The sequence below is a fragment of the Labrys sedimenti genome (assembly GCF_034424805.1).
Classification (GTDB): Bacteria; Pseudomonadota; Alphaproteobacteria; order Rhizobiales; family Labraceae; genus Labrys; species Labrys sedimenti.
In genome coordinates, this window is the sequence record NZ_JAXOUF010000034.1 from 1 (window position 1) to 18,979 (window position 18,979).

General features: G+C 58.8%; 19 protein-coding genes. 5 read left to right on the forward strand and 14 right to left on the reverse strand.

Going from position 1 to position 18,979, the window contains the following annotated elements; all coding sequences use genetic code 11:
- Window positions 1-319 precede the first annotated feature (319 nt).
- The 10 genes from U1R88_RS33590 to U1R88_RS33635 form a co-directional block, all read right to left on the reverse strand.
- Window positions 320-1,117, reverse strand: coding sequence for a polyamine aminopropyltransferase (locus tag U1R88_RS33590; RefSeq protein WP_322435226.1), 798 nt, complete (start codon window positions 1,115-1,117; stop codon window positions 320-322).
- A 475-nt stretch (window positions 1,118-1,592) separates the two neighbouring features.
- Window positions 1,593-1,898 carry a zinc ribbon domain-containing protein YjdM gene (locus U1R88_RS33595; RefSeq protein WP_322435227.1) on the reverse strand — a complete coding sequence of 102 codons (306 nt, stop codon included), beginning with the start codon at window positions 1,896-1,898 and terminating at the stop codon, window positions 1,593-1,595.
- Between the two features lie 32 nt (window positions 1,899-1,930).
- A complete protein-coding gene (locus tag U1R88_RS33600; RefSeq protein ID WP_322435228.1) occupies window positions 1,931-2,761 on the reverse strand; it encodes a spermidine synthase in 831 nt (276 codons plus the stop codon).
- A gap of 222 nt (window positions 2,762-2,983) precedes the next feature.
- Window positions 2,984-3,502: an NADH-quinone oxidoreductase subunit B family protein gene (locus tag U1R88_RS33605; protein WP_322435229.1), complete on the reverse strand. Its 519-nt coding sequence runs from the start codon at window positions 3,500-3,502 to the stop codon at window positions 2,984-2,986.
- 10 nt (window positions 3,503-3,512) lie between these two features.
- Window positions 3,513-5,036, reverse strand: coding sequence for a hydrogenase large subunit (locus U1R88_RS33610; protein WP_322435230.1), 1,524 nt, complete (start codon window positions 5,034-5,036; stop codon window positions 3,513-3,515).
- A 10-nt stretch (window positions 5,037-5,046) separates the two neighbouring features.
- Window positions 5,047-6,495, reverse strand: a complete 1,449-nt coding sequence (locus U1R88_RS33615) for a hydrogenase 4 subunit F (protein WP_322435232.1) — start codon at window positions 6,493-6,495, stop codon at window positions 5,047-5,049.
- Window positions 6,492-7,154 carry a hydrogenase-4 component E gene (locus U1R88_RS33620; protein WP_322435233.1) on the reverse strand — a complete coding sequence of 221 codons (663 nt, stop codon included), beginning with the start codon at window positions 7,152-7,154 and terminating at the stop codon, window positions 6,492-6,494. Before U1R88_RS33620 ends, U1R88_RS33615 begins: the two co-directional genes overlap by 4 nt.
- 1 nt (window position 7,155) lies before the next feature.
- Window positions 7,156-8,106, reverse strand: a complete 951-nt coding sequence (locus U1R88_RS33625; protein WP_322435234.1) for a respiratory chain complex I subunit 1 family protein — start codon at window positions 8,104-8,106, stop codon at window positions 7,156-7,158.
- Window positions 8,097-10,103, reverse strand: coding sequence for a hydrogenase 4 subunit B (hyfB, locus tag U1R88_RS33630; protein ID WP_322435251.1), 2,007 nt, complete (start codon window positions 10,101-10,103; stop codon window positions 8,097-8,099). Before hyfB ends, U1R88_RS33625 begins: the two co-directional genes overlap by 10 nt.
- 7 nt (window positions 10,104-10,110) lie before the next feature.
- On the reverse strand, window positions 10,111-10,404 hold the full coding sequence (locus U1R88_RS33635; RefSeq protein ID WP_322435252.1) for a helix-turn-helix domain-containing protein: 294 nt from the start codon (window positions 10,402-10,404) through the stop codon (window positions 10,111-10,113).
- A gap of 343 nt (window positions 10,405-10,747) precedes the next feature.
- Between U1R88_RS33635 and U1R88_RS33640 the strand changes: the two genes are divergently transcribed.
- Window positions 10,748-11,551 carry a YoaK family protein gene (locus U1R88_RS33640; protein ID WP_322435235.1) on the forward strand — a complete coding sequence of 268 codons (804 nt, stop codon included), beginning with the start codon at window positions 10,748-10,750 and terminating at the stop codon, window positions 11,549-11,551.
- Window positions 11,552-11,756: 205 nt separating this feature from the next.
- Here U1R88_RS33640 and U1R88_RS33645 read toward each other — a convergent pair whose 3' ends face one another.
- From U1R88_RS33645 to U1R88_RS33660, 4 genes are all read right to left on the reverse strand, one after another.
- Entirely contained in the window at window positions 11,757-12,026 is a 270-nt protein-coding gene (locus tag U1R88_RS33645; RefSeq protein ID WP_322435236.1) for a hypothetical protein, read from the reverse strand.
- A gap of 289 nt (window positions 12,027-12,315) precedes the next feature.
- The gene (locus U1R88_RS33650; protein ID WP_322435237.1) at window positions 12,316-12,501 is read right to left on the reverse strand and encodes a hypothetical protein; all 186 of its coding nucleotides are present in this window, start codon (window positions 12,499-12,501) and stop codon (window positions 12,316-12,318) included.
- Window positions 12,502-12,973: 472 nt separating this feature from the next.
- Window positions 12,974-14,149 carry an MFS transporter gene (locus U1R88_RS33655; protein ID WP_322435239.1) on the reverse strand — a complete coding sequence of 392 codons (1,176 nt, stop codon included), beginning with the start codon at window positions 14,147-14,149 and terminating at the stop codon, window positions 12,974-12,976.
- 109 nt (window positions 14,150-14,258) lie between these two features.
- On the reverse strand, window positions 14,259-14,948 hold the full coding sequence (locus U1R88_RS33660) for a Crp/Fnr family transcriptional regulator (protein ID WP_322435240.1): 690 nt from the start codon (window positions 14,946-14,948) through the stop codon (window positions 14,259-14,261).
- A 174-nt stretch (window positions 14,949-15,122) separates the two neighbouring features.
- On the opposite strand from U1R88_RS33660, the gene U1R88_RS33665 reads away from it, so the two are divergent.
- The 4 genes from U1R88_RS33665 to U1R88_RS33680 are packed head-to-tail and all read left to right on the forward strand — an operon-like array spanning window position 15,123 to window position 18,804.
- Window positions 15,123-15,923: a hypothetical protein gene (locus tag U1R88_RS33665; protein WP_322435241.1), complete on the forward strand. Its 801-nt coding sequence runs from the start codon at window positions 15,123-15,125 to the stop codon at window positions 15,921-15,923.
- Between the two features lie 19 nt (window positions 15,924-15,942).
- Window positions 15,943-16,290, forward strand: a complete 348-nt coding sequence (locus tag U1R88_RS33670) for a hypothetical protein (RefSeq protein ID WP_322435242.1) — start codon at window positions 15,943-15,945, stop codon at window positions 16,288-16,290.
- A 32-nt stretch (window positions 16,291-16,322) separates the two neighbouring features.
- A complete protein-coding gene (locus U1R88_RS33675) occupies window positions 16,323-17,759 on the forward strand; it encodes a DUF1254 domain-containing protein (RefSeq protein WP_322435253.1) in 1,437 nt (478 codons plus the stop codon).
- Between the two features lie 16 nt (window positions 17,760-17,775).
- Window positions 17,776-18,804 carry a DUF1254 domain-containing protein gene (locus U1R88_RS33680; RefSeq protein WP_425545524.1) on the forward strand — a complete coding sequence of 343 codons (1,029 nt, stop codon included), beginning with the start codon at window positions 17,776-17,778 and terminating at the stop codon, window positions 18,802-18,804.
- Window positions 18,805-18,979: the final 175 nt, after the last annotated feature.

Here is an 18,979-nt window from a genome sequence, read left to right on the forward strand (position 1 = left end):
TTCAGTAGAGCCTTCCGTCGAATTTCTGGCGTGACGCCTCGTCAGTTTCGGAAGCAATCGCGGCTAGGATAATCGCGTTTCGACTTGGTGACCTGGTAACGGGGCCAAGGCGAACCCGTATCCCGCCCAGAGAATTTCGCAAGTAAGCGGTCCAATCAAGGGCGGTGTCGGAGGCACCTCCGTTATCGAGGCTTCAATTTTCTCCTTGATGTGAGCAGTTCTGCCAATCGCCCACATCGTAACCTGCAGAGGATCGAATTTGGCGCCACGACAGCTGCAATGGCGATGTGGAGATTTTGCTAATAGCGTGCCAGGCCATTCAGCGTGCATATTTGTCGGCGTTTTCCAGGTGCGAACGTCTGACAAGCCATCGCGCTGCATCGATGGCAACGGCGTCCGGTAAAATCTGCCATTGAATGTCTAGATAGCCTTCTGGGACGCAGGCAATCACCGCATTACGGTCCGGCTCCCTAACGACCTCGTCAATGATCCAGGTCCGCAAGCCCGATCCGGCAAGTCGCTTCCCGGCGATGTCAGGAAGCAGATCCATCCCGTACTCGATTAAAACATTCATGGCGATCCGGCCACTATGGCCCAAACGGTCGTGGAGAGTGCGGCAAGTCATTTCGTCGAACTCGGCCACATAGTCGAATCCGGGGCCGCCGACGTCGACGGCAATCGCATCGAAACAATCACGATTGTAGGTGATGAAATCCTTGAAATCGGCGGCGATGCATCGAACATCCGAGGGCATCCAGAAATACTCGCGCGCGAGCATGAAGCTCAGTGGGTTTCTGTCGATGACTGTGACCGATTTGCCCTGCCGATGCAGCATTGTGGCCAGCGTGCCGCCAGCACAACCAAGCACGAGAACGTCTCTGGCCGGCTGCAGGAGAGCCTTCATCAGGTGAACATAGGTAAAGCAGCTCTCTCCAGACCGCCAGGCGTGGCTCTGGAAGGAGCCTCCCTCGTAGTACCGACGGGCGCCCGTGGCTTTTTCCTCGATGACGAAGATCCTGCCGTGGATGCCCTCGAAACGGGCTAGCAACTGCACGGTGCGTCCCTCTACATGCATATAATGTGTCGAATGTCGCTCAGGGTACTCATCCTCGACCATCAAATATCACGAGCCTGTCGACTACCGGCTTGCCCGTTCATCGAGCAGACAAAGGCTTGAAGGTAATTGCCTAGCCTTTCACTCGATCACGAACCGACCGTTCGTTGGAAGAAAGACCAATCTTTGTCGATAAAATAATGGGATGCTCAGAATGAGCTCACTGTCCCGATAGCCTTGGATGGGCGGGCCGATCACGGCAGTGTGGCACCTTAGATATGTCTCCCATATCGTGGGGAAATCCAGCCCTTCCGCGATCATGTCGTTGCATTTTCGAACCAAGTTATCGGTTTTTGCCATGTGGCAGCGCTATCATCGAGTTCCTGCATAGAGATCGGTCATGAGTACATTTTCTTGGCATTGATTGGGATCAATGCCGCCACATGCTTATGAAAGCCGACATTGCGATGGTGGCCACCTTTCAGGCCGACTGCAGAAATCGAGATACAGCTGCCCTCAACGAAGCTGCAGCAATCCATCAACGCTTGCGCACGAACTCTGTTCGCAGAACCAGGCCCTTGATCCCTTCATGGCGGCAGTCGATCTCCTCATCATTGTCAGTGAGGCGGATCGACCTGACCACGGTCCCCTGCTTCAAGGTGAGCGCGGTTCCCTTGACCTTGAGATCTTTAATGAGGGTGACCGCGTCGCCATCGGCAAGGATATTACCAGCCGAATCTCGAACCACTTTTTGGTCCGCAATGGCGGAGGCCTTCACTTGCGAAGCTGGCAGCCATTCGCCGGTCGCCTCGTCATAGATATAGTCTTCATCGTTGTTGGCCATGGCCACTCCATCAAATATTGGTCCAGCAGACTCTATTGCGAAGCAAGAGGCTGCTCATCGGAGGTTGGTCCGATATCGAACATGCGTTGCATAAATAGCTCGGCCAGTTGCCGCTCCAGGCCACTCACGGGCTGTCTTTGCCTGTGGTAATAAGGCACTAGAGATTTGCGAGGGGGCCTTTTCGTCCAGGGGGTATTATCCAGGACAGTCCCGTAAACCTCACCTCGCAGACTGTGATGCTCACTGTGCGGCAGGCGAACGAGGACGGCGTTAAAGTCTCGCTCTCCGATTTGGTCGTAGATCCATAAGCCAGTGCCTTCGGCCGCGAGCCCTGAGGCGATATGGTCGGCGAGCGTATCGGCGGCCTCGGGAATAATCAGATTCATCGCCAAGCGGCCATTTGGGCTTAGCCTTTTGCATATTGCCTCGCAGATCGGCGCATCGAACAAATGCTGAAAGGCGACCGTTGGACCTCCGATATCGACCGCGATACCGTCAAACTGGTTGTTCCGCGCTCCCAAGTAATCTCGAAAATCCGCGGCCACACATTGTATGGTCGACGCCATTCCAAAATACTGGCGCGCGATCCGAAAACTCTCCGGATTGTTGTCGACAACGGTTACGCGCTTGCCGGATCGATGGAGCATCGTCGCGAGCGAACCGCCGGCACAACCCAGCACCAGGACCTCTTGGCAGGGAGAAAGGACATCCGCCATCAGGCGAACATAGGACAGCAGGCTTGTACCATCCGGGTCCGCATAGGTCTGAATGGCGCTCCCTTCCAAATAGACGCGGCTTCCTCGCCGATCTTCGTAAATCGCGACCACACCCGATTGTGAGCTGATGAGATCGATCTGGCGCATTGAACCCCGATCTGACGTGATGCCAATCGGCAGGCACGTCGCCTTCGCCCTGTCAAAACCGATGCGATATAAACACCGGAATGATGTTTTAAACATGAATGATAATGCAATATATAGCAATAGACAGGTGCGGGCCGCAAGAGGGGTGACAGGCCTCAAGCTGGCCTCAATCCTTCGGTGTGCTGGCAAGGGCGCGCAACACCCCTGGCGTGACTGTACCGATTACATCTGCGTTCGGCTGAAGAGCGCCAAAAGACCTTTGAGAAGAGCGGTGGGGGTGGGCGGGCAGCCAGGAATATGGAGATCAACGGGTATGACGTCGGATACCCCCCTCGCGCAAGCATAGCTACCCGCGAACGGGCCGCCATCGAGTGCACATCCTCCGGCAGCAACGACCCATTTGGGCGAAGGCATTGCCTCATAGGTCCTTTTCAAGGCTTCGCGCATGTTCAGCGTAACAGGTCCTGTGACTAGCAGCACATCAGCATGACGTGGCGAAGCCACGAGGTGCAGGCCGAAACGCTCGAAATCATAGAACGCGTTGCCAAGAGCGTTGATCTCGAGTTCACAACCATTACAGGAGCCGGCATCGACCTCGCGGATAGCGAGACTACGGCCGAGCCGTGCCTGAGCAGACCGGCCCAGCTGAGCGATGAGGCCAGCGATTTCCGGATCGTGGGGCACGGGGGCGGGTTCAGTGAACGGGGCTTTACGCAGTGTGTCGAACAGCAAGCGTCTCATGAGCGAAACCTCACAGATCGTGCCCAGAATAGGAACAGTTGAAGGATTTGTTGCAGAGCGGAAAATCGGCCACGATGTTGCCGTCGATCGCCGCCTCGAGCAGGGGCCACTGGAACCAGGACGGATCGCGCAGGTGGCAGCGGCGGACTAGTCCGTGCTCGTCGAGATTGACCCAGACGAGGATATCGCCACGAAAGCCCTCCACCAAGGCCATTGCTTCGCCAGCTCTCGCCTGGGATAGATCGGCGAAGATGAGACCTGGGGGGAGGCGCTCGAGGATCTGGTCGATCAGCGACAGGCTTTGCTCGACTTCCTTAATCCGAATCCACACCCGCGCGTTGACGTCGCCCTCCGAAAGAACAGGTACTTCGAACCGCAGGTTGTCATAGGGGGGATAGGGCAGGACATGGCGTGTGTCGAAACTCCGTCCCGAGGCCCGGCCAATGAAACCGCCACATCCGTATTGGCGCGCCAATGTGGGATCGACAATTCCAGTTCCTACCGTCCGGTCTTGTAGCGAGGCCGTGTTGTCGTAGAGCTCCACGAGGGCCGGAAAGGCACGACGGATTTCGGCGAGGAGATCGCGTATCGCGGCCCGTCCGTCCGCAGCCAGATCGTTGGTGACGCCGCCGGGAATGATGCGGTCCATCATCAGGCGATGTCCAAAGCAGGTCATTGCGGTACGTAGGACGCGTTCGCGCAGCACGCCACAATGAGCATGCATCAAGACGAAGGCGGCATCGTTGCAGATGGCGCCGATGTCTCCGAAATGATTGGCGAGCCGCTCGAATTCGGCCATCAGGGCCCGCAGCCACACGGCGCGCGCCGGTACCGCCATGTCGAGGGCGGATTCAACGGCGCGCGAGAAGGCTAGAGCGTAAGCAACGGTGCTGTCGCCAGACACGCGTCCGGCAAGCTGCCCCGCCCTTGTGATATCGGTACCAATCAGGAGCCCTTCCACGCCCTTGTGGGCATAGCCGAGCCGTTCCTCGAGCCGGACGACCGTCTCGCCGCCGGCCGTGAAGCGGAAATGACCCGGCTCGATCACACCGGCATGGACTGGACCGACGGGGATCTGGTGCAGGCCCTCGCCCTGCGCGCCCAGGAAGGCATAGGCTGGCGCCAATGCGGGGGCAGGGCCCTGATCGCCGAGCGGGTGGCGCACCGGCCACATGCCATGGTCGAGCCATGGTCTGGTGTCCGGCAGACCGATCGGCAGCAGCCCGAAGAGATCGTGCACGGTGCGCTCCAGGCGCATTGCCGGCGGGTGAGATTTGCTCAAGGCAGGGTACTGACCACCCGGGCATGCATGGGTGACCACCATCCCGGCCCGCTGCGCTTCGTCGAGAACCGCGACGCGAACAACGGCCTGACCACCGTTGTTCTCGCCCCAAAGGCCCAGCAGCGTGACGGTGCCTTTTTGCAGCTGTTCGACCAAGTCGTGCCACAGCGCATCGTCGGCAGTGACCTTCGGCCAGGAAAGATGTGCCCCGGGCGTGGAATGGGCTGCGAGCAACTCGTCGAGCTTTGCCATGGGTTGCGTCCTATCCAAGCATGTTTGCGACATGCTGGAACCAGGCAACCAGCGGCGCAGGCAGATAGAAGCCCGCGATCAATACCAGTGCCAGATGAAGCGCCAGAGGCACATAGGATGCCTTGACCGGAGCCATCGTCCCCTTGGGAACACCGAAGGCGAGCCCTTGCATGCGCAGGATCAGGGCACCGAAGGCGAGCAGCAATCCGGTCACCAGCACCAAGGCCAGCAGGGGCTGGCGTCCAAAGGTGGCGCTCACGATCAGGAACTCGCTCATGAATATCCCGAAGGGCGGCAGACCGGCGATGGCGAGCACGCCCAGGACCAGTCCCCAGCCGAGCGGCGGATGGCTCTGGGTCAGGCCGCCAATCTCGGCCATTTTCTGGGTACTTTTGGCTTGAGCAACGTGACCCACTGCAAAGAAGATCGCCGATTTGGTCAGGCTGTGCATGGTCATGTGCAGGAGGCCAGCAAAATTGGCAAGCGGGCCTCCCATGCCGAAAGCGAAGGCGATGATGCCCATGTGCTCGATGGACGAGAAGGCGAACATGCGCTTCATGTCGCGGCGCCGATAGAGCATGAAACCGGCGAAGATGAGCGAAACGAGCCCCATCGTCACGAGCATCGGACCGGGCGCGATGGCCGCGGGGTTGGCGGCGAGCAGGAGCTTGAAGCGCAGCACCGCATAGAGGGCGACATTGAGCAGCAGGCCGGAGAGCACGGCCGAGATCGGCGTTGGCCCTTCGGCATGCGCGTCTGGCAACCACGCATGCAGGGGCACCAGGCCCGCTTTGGTGCCGTAGCCCAGCAATAGGAAGATGAAGGCCAGATTGAGCAGGGCAGGATCGAAGTCGGCGGCATGTCGAAGCAGGACGGTCCAGACCATGCCGTCAACGCCTTCGCCGACGATGGGACGGGCCGCCATGTAGACCAGGATGGTGCCAAAAAGGGCCAGTGCAATACCGACGCTGCCGAGAATGAAATATTTCCAGGCGGCCTCGATGGCTTCCTGGGTCTGGTAGATTCCGACCATCAGAACGGTGGTCAGCGTAGCGACCTCGATGGCGACCCAGATAAGGCCGATGTTGTTGGCCAGCAAAGCAAGATTCATGGCAAACAGCAGAACCTGGTACATCGCGTGATAGAAGCGCAGATGCGACGGTGTCAGCCGGCCGATCTCCAGCTCATGCCCGATATAGCTGGCGCTGAACACACTGGTGGTGAAAGCCACGAAAGTGTTGAGGAGGAGGAAGACGATATTGAGATCGTCGACCACGACGTAGGAGCCCGGATCGGGCCTGTGAAACAAAAGAGAGAATGCTGCTACCAAGGTAATGAAGGCGGAGAGCGCGTTTAGTCTGGCCGATAACCTGAAGTCCGCCAGGACTGCCATGAGGATAGCGGTCAGTATCGGAATAATCAGGATCAAGGTCGAACCATCCAGGGGAAGGCCACTCATTGGCGTTCTCCTTGGAAGCGGTCGAGAGCCTTGGAATCCACAGTGTCGAAGCGTTCACTGATGCGGAACAAGAAGATGCCAATGACGAAAAGGGCAATCAGCACTGAAAAGGCAACGCTGATCTCGACAACCAAAGGCATACCCTTGGCGCCGGTCCCAGCAAGGATCAGACCGTTCTCGATGGACATGAAGCCCACCACCTGACTGACGGCATTGCGGCGTGTCACCATCATGAGAAAGCCGAGCAATACGACCGAGAGGGCGAAAGAAAGGTCCTCACGCGCCAGGGGATCGGCGCCGGCCGTTACCCGCAGCATGATCACCATGGACAAGGCCACCAGGCCGATGCCCGCAAGCATGGTCAGGCCCACCCCAACCACGGTCTCGACCTCCCGATGGATCCCAAGGCGGGCGATAATGCGATGCAAGGCCACAGGAATGACGATCGCCTTGAAGATCAAAGCGATCACCGCCGTGACGTATAAGTGGGTTGCGCCCTGAACCCAGGCCTGCCAGGCAACCGATAACGACAGCACTATGGCTTGGAAGGCAAAGATATTGAGCAGTGCGTAGAGGCGGTTCTGGTAGAGCATCATGAAGCTCACCAGCACCAGACCACCGGCCAGCACATGCGCTATGTCGAAGGTGAGCCCGTTCATGTCACAAACTCCTCGACACGAAGAGAAGGAGCGCGCCCAGAAGGCTGAGCATCAAGGCTGCGCCGAGAAAGTCCGGGACGCGGAAGACTCGCATCTTGGCGACCATTGTCTCGAAAAGAGCGAGGAGGGCGGCAGCGAACAGGAGCTTGCCGAAATAGATGATGGCGCCGATCAAGTAAGCGCCGGTGGATGCACCGGCAGAAGCAAGCCACCAAGGGGCGAAGACGCAACCGATCAGCGACATATAGAGCACGAGCTTGAGCGAGGCCGACAATTCGATCAGCGCGAGATGGCGTCCGGAATATTCCAGCACCATCGCCTCATGCACCATTGTGAGTTCGAGGTGCGTGGCCGGATTGTCGATGGGAATACGCCCGTTCTCGGCAATGGCCACCATTACTAATGCGATCAGGGCAAGCGCAAGCGATACCCTTAGCCCGACCGTAACCATGAAGCCGGCGAGATAGGAAAGCTGGGTCGAACCGGCGAGGAGGGCGACGGAGAAGACGATCATGATCATCGCCGGTTCGGCCAATGTCGCGATCATCATCTCGCGGCTGGCGCCAATGCCCCCGAAACTCGTGCCGATGTCCATTCCGGCGAGGGCTAGAAAGAAACGGGCACTGCCCAAGAGAGCGATCACGACAATGAGGTCGGCCGACCAGCTGAATTGTAGCCCTGTGGCGAAGGTCGGCACGAGAGCGGCCGCAACCCATGTTGCGGCGAAGATCGCATAGGGCGTGACGCGAAAGAGCCAGGAGGCATTGTTGGCCAATACCACCTCCTTGCGCAGAAGACGCAGAAGGTCGCGGTATGGCTGGAACGGCGAAGGACCACGCCGGCGCAACAGATGAGCCTTGATCCGCCGCACCAAGCCAGTCACGAGCGGCGCCAAGCTTAGTACGAGAAACATCTGCAGGGCCTGGATGGCCAGACTCTCGATCACGACCATGACGCCAGCACCACGAGCAGGAAGACAAGCAGGAGGAAGACCAGGCTGAGATATTGGCGGATCGTGAGGTATTGCAGGCGGTCGAGTCGGTCCGCGGCAAGTAGGACGGCTTTGACCAACGGTCCATAAATCCCATCCCAGACGAGATCTCGCAAACTGACCAAAAGACGAGCTGGCCGCTGGTCTCCAGGCGCGGGCATATCGACGCTTTCGCGTGCCCGGAACAGCGTGGTGCCGTAGACGCGCCGAATCGGCTGGGAAAAGCTGGTGGCGCTATACTGCGTGATCGGACTGGCGTCAGGAAAGCCGCAATCCCAGGCAGGACCTCGCCGCACGGCCCGCGACGCCAGGCGATGGATGGCGTAGGCGGACAATGAAGCCGAAAAGGTGATGAAGACGAAGACGAGCAGGCCGTTGTAGGAACTGCGGCTTGCCGCCACCGGTATGATGGTGAGCCAATCTACGCCCGCCTGAGCCGGCATGCGGGCTTGAGCTACGGAGGACACGACGGGCGCGATGCCGTCGATGACGAGGCCCGGTAAAATGCCTGCAAGTACACATAGACCTACGAGCGCGATCATCGCGGCTTGCGACCAACGATCTACGTCGCGAGCCTCCTGTGCTGCCAGGGTTCTCGGCCGTCCCAGGAAAATCGTACCAAAGGCTCGTACGAAGCAAGCAGCCGCCAGGGCCGCCGACCAAGCGAGCAGGGCGCCAATGGCCGGCACCAACAGCTTGAGCCCCCATTGCGGAATCTGAGGGCTGAGCAGGATGGCCTGGAAAGTCAGCCATTCGGAAGCAAAGCCATTCAAGGGAGGCAAGGCCGAGATAGCGACACAGGCGACCAGTACGGCGACACTGGTGACGGGCATGCGGTGGATGAGCCCGCCCAAGGCGTTGAGGTCGCGTTGCCCTGTCGCCGTCAATATGGCGCCGGCGCCGAAGAACAACACACTCTTGAACAGCATATGATTCAGGATGTGGAACAAGGCCGCTGTCAACGCCAGCGCAGCGGCCGCGCCGAAACCGTTGGCCTGAAACGCCAGCGCGAGACCGAGGCCCGAGAAGATGAGCCCGACATTCTCGATCGTGCTGTAGGCGAGCAGGCGTTTGAGATCGGTCTGCATCAGGGCCTGGAGAATGCCTAGGGCTGCCGAGGCGCCAGCGGCGACCAGGACCGGGACGCTCCACCACCATTCCGGTGGGCCCAAAAGGTCGAACACGATGCGAATGAAGGCATAGATCGCAACCTTGGTCATCACGCCGCTCATGAGGGCCGAGACATGGCTTGGCGCTGCCGGATGAGCCAGGGGCAGCCAGACATGAAGGGGCACCAGGCCGGCCTTGGAGCCGGCGCCGAGCGTCACGAGGACGAGCACGATCGCGGTCACCATTCCCGTCGGGACATGATGGCGAATTTGATCAAAAGCGTAAGCACCCTGGCTGCCGGCCAAAAGGCCGAAGACCAGTAGCAGCACCAGCGAACCGAAGCTCGCCATCACGATGTAGACATACCCGGCCTTGAGATTGTCCTCCTCGCGATGATGCGCCAGCACCAGCGCCCATGATGTCAGCGACATCAATTCCCAGGAAAACAAGAAAGCGAAGGCATCCGCCGAGAGGACGACGGCGTTCATACCTGCAAGGAAAGCGGGATAGAACGGCAACACACGCTCGGGATCGTGTTCGTGCTTTCCATACCCGAGAGCGTAGAGGCTTGCAGCGGCGGCACCGAGATTGACGATGGCCAGGAAGAAGGCGCTCAAGGCATCGATATGAAAGTTTGCTCCGATCCAGGGCAGGCCGAGGGGCAGTTTCAGATCCGTCTCCGCAAGGCGGCCGAGTAGCTGAGTGAGCGCCGTCGCCAGCAGGACGAGCGAAACGCATAGACTTGCCGAATAGACCAACACAGTTGCAGACGAGAGCCGTCTCGCCGCAAGCGCCGCGAGTGCAATGACCAACAGGACCGCGATACACCCCAAAGCGACGGCAAGCATCACGGCTTTACTCCTCCACCCCGTCCGCGCCGCCAGGGTCAAGGATCTTCGGAGCAGACTGCTTCAGGCGCACACCTCGTCCGCCCGCTGCACTGCTGCTGCCCTCGCCGATTAGCTCGACCCCGGCCGTGGCGAGGGCCTCCACGAGCTTCATCAAGGAGTCGACATTGCCCCTGATCAGGCCCGTGCGCGCCTCCATGCGTTGGATCGTTGGCACGGAAAGGTCCGACAGTGCAGCTAGCCTTTTTTGGTCGATACCGAGAAGGGCACGCGCTGCCCGCAATTGCGCTGCAGTGATCATCATCCCGCGCTCACTGAGTGCCATAATTTATATGCAATTTAGAGCTTAATACCACTATATAACATTCTCAACAATTATTATTGATGTTTAATACATCATTCGCGAAGTGGGAACGCGAGGCGGGCTGCTCCATGTTGGCGATACTCTTCGTGGCGTAGGGCATGGTTTTCTCGGATAAAACCGACAGGATATTATATGAATGACAATATATATTATCTTTTTCAAATTTATAATCGGCTTTAAAAATTTAAATTTCAAAAATCTTAAGTATAATTTTCTAGATATAACTAAAGATCGAGTGTCTACGCAAGCTTGAGACATTACCTTTATCGGAAGTTACTCTATGAGCGAATATTCCAATAACCAGGAGAGGCGTTCCATCACGACGCAGGTTGTCGATGGTTTGCAGAGTGTCATCGGCACTGAACGCAGCGAAACAGCGGATGCTCGGCTCGGTCTGGCATTATGTTTCATTGCTGGCGCAGTGAATGCAGGAGGATTCCTCGCGGTTGGACAGTACACCTCGCATATGTCGGGCGTGATCTCGGCACTAGCCGATAATCTGGCCCTCGGAGCAGTACATCTGATGCTGAACGGCCTGGGCGCGGCGATCGCATTCATCCTCGGGGCGGCTTGTTCAGCTTTTCTCATTCACTGGGGACGACGACATCGAGCCTATGGGCAATATGCCTTTCCCCTGGTCGTTGAAGCAATTCTGCTGCTTGCATTTGGTCTTGTCGGAAGTTTGTACAGCCACCGTGCCTTTTTTGTACCTGTAGCGATCCCGCTGCTGTGTTTCATCATGGGACTGCAAAACGCCATAATCACCAAGATTTCGCAGGCACGCATCCGCACGACACATCTGACAGGTATGATAACGGACCTTGGGATCGAACTGGGCAAACTTTTTTATTGGAACAGGACCATGACCGTACCTACAGGCAGGGTGGTCGCTGATCGCGCCAAGCTCTCCTTACTATGCTCCTTGCTCGGAGCGTTTTTCACGGGAGGACTGGCAGGCGCATATGGCTTTCATTTTATTGGCTTTGCAGCGGTGTTGCCTTTGGCTGTTCTCTTGCTGATATTGGCAGGGGTGCCTCTGGCGCTAGGCCGTGGCAAGATTATCGATCATGAGCAACGCACTTAATGACGTGTCCTTTTGGGTGGCACCCTGACTACAAAAAAGGGAAATAGTGAGTGGCAGGAAGGCTGGCTGATACGGGTGAAAGTGCGATTATGGCGACGAAATTTCAAATAAGATTCAGATATTTAAAAATCATTCGCCTGAGTGATCTTGAATCGAAAGTAGATGGGGCATCATAACTGTGATTCATCGTCATTTTTTCAAGAGATCAAGAGAGGGCGATCTCTGTAAATTCAATATCATCTTCGTCAAAATTATCGCCATCGCATACAAAGGCTAGAGTTACCTCTTGAGAGGCGGTATAGGTCGTTGCAGGAGCGCTCCTGAACGCGTCCGGCAGCTTCCGAAAAATGGCAGGTGCGCCACATTTAGTGCATCTAATTGAGAGTTCCGCGATTTTGAGTACCGTATCTTCAATCTTTGCAATGTCGATCTGTGCCTCAAAATCGGGATGCGAACATTTTTCGGTCGTGCCCATGGCTTTACCCGCCTGGCTCAAAGCCCATTACTTCTCATAAAGGCCGTCCGAGGAGTTCCGGAAGCCGAGAATCTACCAAACAAGCGGTAAGATGCTACACACAGAAATAAGCGACGGCAATCAGTTGGCGACCATCCGGAACAATGGTCCGAAGCCCTTCACGTTGCGCGCCCCGCCTAGCGTCGGGCGAAGCCGGGCGGGCGGCCTTTTTCCGTCGCAGGGAGCGTGGAGTTGCATGGTGAACTCACTGCGCGATCGACCAAGCGCCCCGGTCGCTCGAGTCACGTTTTTAGCCTAGAGCGCAGTAGTGCGCTCGGACGATGATGCTATCGGTCATGTCGGCGGATCGCTCCCAGCCCGCCATTTCGGTCAGCTTTTTGAGCATGGCGTCGAACTCTCCCGTTTCGCCCCAGTCCCGATAGAGGTGAAAGGCGTTGTTCCTCTTGCCATATTCGTTCGGCAGTTGATGCGCCACCTACATAATGACCTCGAAGAAGCGCGGCGCTTGTCACCTGCTGGCAGGCAGTCGCAGTCTCACTCCGAGGGCAGTAGCGGGCCGATCAGTTCGCACTCTTCATCCGAAAGACCAATCCATCCCCCCAAGGCCGACTTGAATCAACCGCCAGTCACGCCGCCAAGCTTTGTCCACGAAACCTGGCTTTGATGTGGACGGTTCCGCCAATCACCTACATCGTAACCTTTCGTGGGAAGTCGTGGTTTCGGGCACTGTGGCGTGCTGCGGCGTAAGCCTTGGTTGCGAACCCCCGCAACCAGTTTTATCATAAATCAATAACCGTCCAGGTCTGATTACCTGGGCGGTTTTTGCGTTGTGCGCTCCAGTATCGGGTCGGCCTTCATTAACCACAGTGTCGTATCCAGCCCGGAAGGGCCCTTGTCTGTAGCGGAAAGAGTAATGTGGCCTCCTTTGTGGCAGGACATATATTTTTTCATCGAATGGCGTCGCTCGTGGCCGGAAATCTACGAATGCGTAAAGCGCCGATCGATAGGGCGGAGGCTATGGTCAGGAGGACGGCCGCAGCGAGAAATGGCATTTGGGGCGAGCACTGATGCAGAGCAGCGCCACTCAGCGGTCCGATCGCCAAGCCTAATCCCTGGCCAACCACGTTGAAACCTGCGACCTTTGCTTGGGCGCTTGGCCCCGATCGCAGGCTGAGCGAAGCCAGGTTGCCGGGCAGCATCAGTCCCAGCGCGACGCCGAGCAGGAGGAGAGCGCCGAACAGTTCCGTATAGTCCCGCGCAAGGGCGGCGAGGAGCAGGGCTATCGTCGCCAGCAGCGAACCTGCGCCGAGCATCGTCTCCGGCCTCCAGGAAAGCGTGCGCAATACGCCGCCCTGCACGACGATCATCGCTGAGGCCGTTGCCATCAGCGCCAGTCCCGCCCTGGCGATGGAGTCGTCCGACGCGAAACCCATTGCGTCCTGCAGGCGTAGCGCCACGACCTGCTGAACGATGCTATAGGCCGATATAGAAACAAGCGTGATCCCAAAGAACGGCCAGATGCAGGAAAGGTTCAGGCCAACGATCGAAGACGAAGCCTCCAGATTGCCTCGCCGCGTTTCTGGGGCGAGTAAGGCCACGCTCGCGAACGCCAGCCCGGCAAGACCCGACAGAAGCAGAAAGGCCAACACCACGTCGCTGCCTCCGATGCGCCACGCCAGGGCCGAGCCAATAATCGCGCCGAGCCCGTAGGCCGCACCGAGGCTTCCCATACCACCGGCGCGCGCTTTCGGTGCGGTGATGTCCGCTACATAGGCCTGGGATGCGGGAAGGATGCCTGCGGACAGCAATGCCTGCCCCGCCCGCGCTACTAAGAGGAGGCCGAGGGCGCCGCTTATGATCCCTTCCAGTCGGCGCCCGACGATGAAGCCAAACGCCAAGGGAGCGAGCATCGCCCCCGCGAGTGCAATCATGAGCACCGGACGGCGCCCAATGCGCTCGGCCAGATATCCCCAAACCGGCGCCGCGATCATCAGCAAGAGAGCGGAGGCGGAGAGTATCGCACCCGTCTCGATGTCAGCGAACCCGAGGCGGCGGCCGAGCGGTGGCAGCACCACGAGCAGAAAGGACTGACCTGCGCCATTGGCCATGAGGGCAAGGAACAAGGCGACATGCGCTAGACTATGGCGGGGTGGTGACATGACGGTCTCGAAACTGGGTATCCAGGGCAACCCCGGCTTTTCGCTACCGGCATCGGCCGGCGGGCATTCGCAATTAGTCCGTACCGTCTCCCTCTGCAAAGCGGCGGAGCGCATCCGGGTCGGTGATGGTGATGGAGCGGTAGGTGTTGGTAAGCCATCCGGCCTCGGAAAAGCGTTTGATGGCGGCATTGACCTGTTTGCGTGAGGCATTCGACATAATGCCAATCTCGCTCTGGGTGAGCGGGATCGGTGCCTCTCCAATCCAGGTCGTGCGCTGAAGCACAGATGCGACCCGCCTGTCTGCCTCGGGCTTTTGCAGGTCGTGGATCACGCGGAACAGGAATTCGACAGTGGTCATCAGCATGAGCGCGACATGATGTACGACCGCTGGATCGCGTGCGGCCATCTGATCCATCGCATTGAGGGAAAGATGCAACATGGTCGTATCCACGACGGCCCGAAGTTCGGCCCTCCGCGGTTTACGCGTGAGAAAGCAACCCTCGCCGGTCCAGTGACCTGGGACCCCTAGAAGGATCAGGCGCGGCGTCGCGCCGGCCGGGGCAAGACTGATGCTGACGGTGCCAGCCACAAGCCCGTAAACTCCGCCTGCGGGATCGCCGAGGCGAAACACCGTCTCGCCCGGAGCGAAGCGCAGCAAGGCCGAGCGCCGCAGTACCTCGGTCCGGAACGCTTCCGGCAACAATGGCAGCCAGCCGCGTTCGCGCATGATCTGCTCGGCGCGAGCCTTGCTGATGCGTCTCATGAAAAAGCCTCAACTTTGTCCGATTTCGGACAAATATCATGTCAGAGACGTCTATACTAGTTTCATAGTACCTCTGCTTCTTCTTTCCTAACGCTAGCCGAGAGGGATGGCGTTCGGCAAATAGAAGAAAGTAATTCTCACTTCGGTGAAGTGATTGTGGGTTTACGAGGAAATATGATGCACTCCACGATGAAAGCAGCCTGCTGGAGCGTGCTGATGTCGTTTGGCTTCTTCGCCATTCTCGATGGAGTTGCCAAGGCCCAGAATGCGCGGCCATCTTCGTTCGCCGAGACTGCGGGGCCGAGCTTTTCCTTCACCGGCTATGGCTGGGCCTCTGCCATGCATGGGCGCGCCTCGACCTTGCCACCGCTGCCGGCGGCCAAGGTCGATCTGAGCTTCGGCGATATCCTGAAAGACTTCGACGGCGGCCTGATGGGGGTCGCCGAGATGAGGATGGGTAAATGGGGTTTCATCGCCGATGCGATGTTCACACAAGTGACATCCGGGGCGAAACTGCCTGGGCCATTTTTCTCTAGTGTGGAACTTCGCTCTCAGACGCTCACCATACAGGCCTCTGCCCTCTACAGGGCCTACAGCGACGCCACCTTTGATGTGGATGTCGGCGGTGGCTTGCGGTTCTGGAACCTCGATAATCGGCTAAAGATCCGGCCGGGCGCGCTGAACATCGCGATCGAACACTCCGAGTCGGAGAAATGGCTCGATCCGGTAGCTACAGCCCGGCTAACGGCGCGGCTGGACGGCCCATGGAGCGTGACTGTCATTGGAGATGTCGGAGGCTTCGGCGTCGGCTCCCAGTTGACCTGGCAGGCGATCGGCACCCTTAACTACGCCTGGAACGAAAGCTGGACGCTGCATGCCGGCTATCGGGCTCTGCATGTCGACTACCGTAAGGGGCGCTTCCTCTACGACACGACCATGCACGGCCCGATCCTCGCCGCGACCTATCGGTTCTGACGACGCGCCGGAGATGCCTATGTCTATGTTCGACATCCTCATCCGGCTCGTACTGATCGTGCTGTTGTTCGGCACGCTCACCATCTTGGCCCTGGCCGCTAAGCTGCCGGACATGATCGAGAGCCTCCCCCAGGCGATCGTGACCGGTCAGACTCCGACCTCGGGGACGGCCCTCGCGTCGCTCGCCATCAAGGCTGCGCAGTTCGTCGTGCACGTCAAACTGGACATTGCCGCATTCGCCGACGCTCTTCTCGCTGGCAGCCTCGGCAATCCCTCGATCTTCACCGAGCTGATCGTCGCCGTTCATCTGATCCGCCGCGTGATCCTGTGGCAGATCGTGATCCCCAACCAAGTCAACCCCTTCTGAGCTGTCCAGGCCTTTGCTGGGAGAAAATCACTATGGTAAGCTCCTCTTTCACCAACAGACGGGCCTTCCTCGCGTCGCTCGCGAGCATCGGCACGGGGGCATTGCTTGGCCCGATCGCAAGCCCTTCGGCCTCTAGAGCCGCTGATGCCGAGACGCTGCGCGCGATCGCAAAGGAGGCGACGATCTGGGGCTTCCCGCTCGTCGACAATTACCGTATCCAGTATTCGTATTTTGCGGATCGCAGCGGCCCTGAATTCAAGGGACCCTGGAACGTGATCGCCAATGTGGCGCGCGTCTACACACCCGAAGACAAGGCGATACAGACACCGAACTCTGACACCCCCTATTCCTATATCGGTGCCGACCTACGCACCGAGCCGCTAGTGATCTCCGTGCCCGCCGTGGAGGCTGGGCGCTACTATTCTCTTCAATTCATCGATCAGTACACCTTCAACTTCGCCTATGTCGGCAGCCGTGCCACCGGAAACGAAGCCGGCAGCTTCCTGTTGGCCGGGCCAAAGTGGAAGGGACGCAAGCCTTCGGGCGTGAAGAGCGTGATTCGCTGCGAGACCGATTTCGCCTTCGTGCTCTACCGGACGCAGCTTTTCGAGCCGACCGATATCGAGAGGGTCAAGGCGATCCAGGCGGGCTACAAGGTACAGCCGCTCTCACAATTTCTCGGCAAGCCTGCGCCGGCCGCGGCACCCGCCATCGAGTTTCCCCGGCCGCTCTCGCCCGAGCAGCAGCGCAATTCGGTCGAGTTCTTCCAGATCCTGAACTTCATCCTGCAATTCTGCCCGACACACGATTCCGAGCGGGCTTTACGTCGGCGCTTCGCGCGTATCGGCATTGAACCAGGCGGGATTCTGGATATCGCCAAGCTCGCGTCCGAGCGGCGCAAGGCGATCGAGGATGGCATGGCCGATGCCTGGAAGGCCTTCGCTGCCTTCAAGACCGGGGAACTCGACACTGGCAAGCGCACCGCGGCAGAGGGCTTCGGAACGCGAAGCTTTCTGAAGAACGACTATATGATCCGGATGGCCTCGGCCGCTCTGGGAATCTACGGCAATTCGAAGGAGGAGGCACTCTACCCCTTCTACTACAGCGATTCCGTCGGCAAGCCGCTCAACGGCCAGGACGGACGCTATACGCTGCGGTTCGATCCGAAGAGCACGTTCCCGGTCAACGCCTTCTGGTCGCTGACCGTCTACGAGTTGCCGGAGAGCCTGCTCTCGGCGAACGCGATCAACCGCTACCTCATCAACTCGCCGATGCTTCCGTCGCTGAAGCGCGATCCTGACGGGCTGGTAACGCTTTATCTCCAGCACGAGTCCCCGGGGCCAGATCATGAGGCGAACTGGCTACCAATTCCTGCCGGACCGTTCTGGACGACGCTGCGCCTCTACTGGCCCAAGTCTGAAGCCTTGGACGGCCGATGGAAGCAGCCGCCGCTTGTTCGCGCCGCCTGACAGAAAGGAAGAAATCGTGAGAAAGACGTTCATACTGGCGGCCGCCGCCATCTGTGCAAGCTGGTCCGCTCAGGCGCAGGCTCCCCAGCCCAAGCCGCAACCCGTCAATGTCGAGAATTTCGCCCGTGCCGAGTCGGACCTCTATTTCGCCGGCATCGTCAGAAATGGCGGCTTCGGGAAGTTTGACCATACGAGGGAACCCGCGCCGCTCGACAAGCAGACCGTCATCCGCCTTAACCGCGACACCCTGTACTCGTCCGCGGTGTTCGATCTGGATGCCGGGCCGGTCACGATCACGATCCCCGATGCCGGCCAGCGCTTCATCTCGATGCAGGTGATCAACGAAGATCACTATACCCCTCAGGTCGCCTACAAGCCGGGACCCTACATCCTGACGCGCGAGAATATCGGTACACGCTATGTCGCCGTGGCGTTCCGCACGCTGGCCGATCCGGGGGACAAGAAGGACATGGAGCAGGCCCACGCTATACAGGACGCGATCAAGGTCGAACAGCCGGGCGGGCCGGGCAAGTTCGAGGTGCCCGCTTGGGATCAGGCCAGCCAGAAGAAGATCCGCGATTTGCTGATCGTTCTCAGTGATACGCTGCCCGACAAGAACCGGATGTTTGGCACGCGTTCGGAGGTCGATCCGGTCCGTTTCCTGCTCGGCACGGCCTCGGCCTGGGGTGGCAATCCCGACAAGGAAGCGGTCTACCTCAATGTCTTCCCCGAGAAAAACGATGGCAAGACGATCTATGGCCTGAAGGTGCCGGTGGGCGTACCGGTTGATGGCTTTTGGTCGGTGACAGTCTATAACGCCGAAGGCTTCTTCACGCCGAATGCGTTCAGCGCCTATTCGCTCAACAACCTCACCGCGAAGAAGAGCCAAGACGGCAGCTTCGACATCCAGTTCGGCGGCTGCGACGGCAAGATCCCCAATTGCCTCCCGGTTACGGCTGGCTGGAACTACATGATCCGGCTTTATCGCCCCCATGCAGAAATCCGGAATGGCGCCTGGACTTTCCCGGCCGCCGTTACGAGGTAGGCCATGTTCTAGTAGAGCCCGTAGCGGATTGCAGGGACACTTCAAGCCCTGAACGGAGATAGCGTACAACCCAAGATAAATAGGGAGAAGGATAAGAGACACTCACCGTGTGGCCCCGGCACAAAGTTGACGTTGATGTGGGGATTCTGCCATTCATCTAAATCGTGCTCTCTCG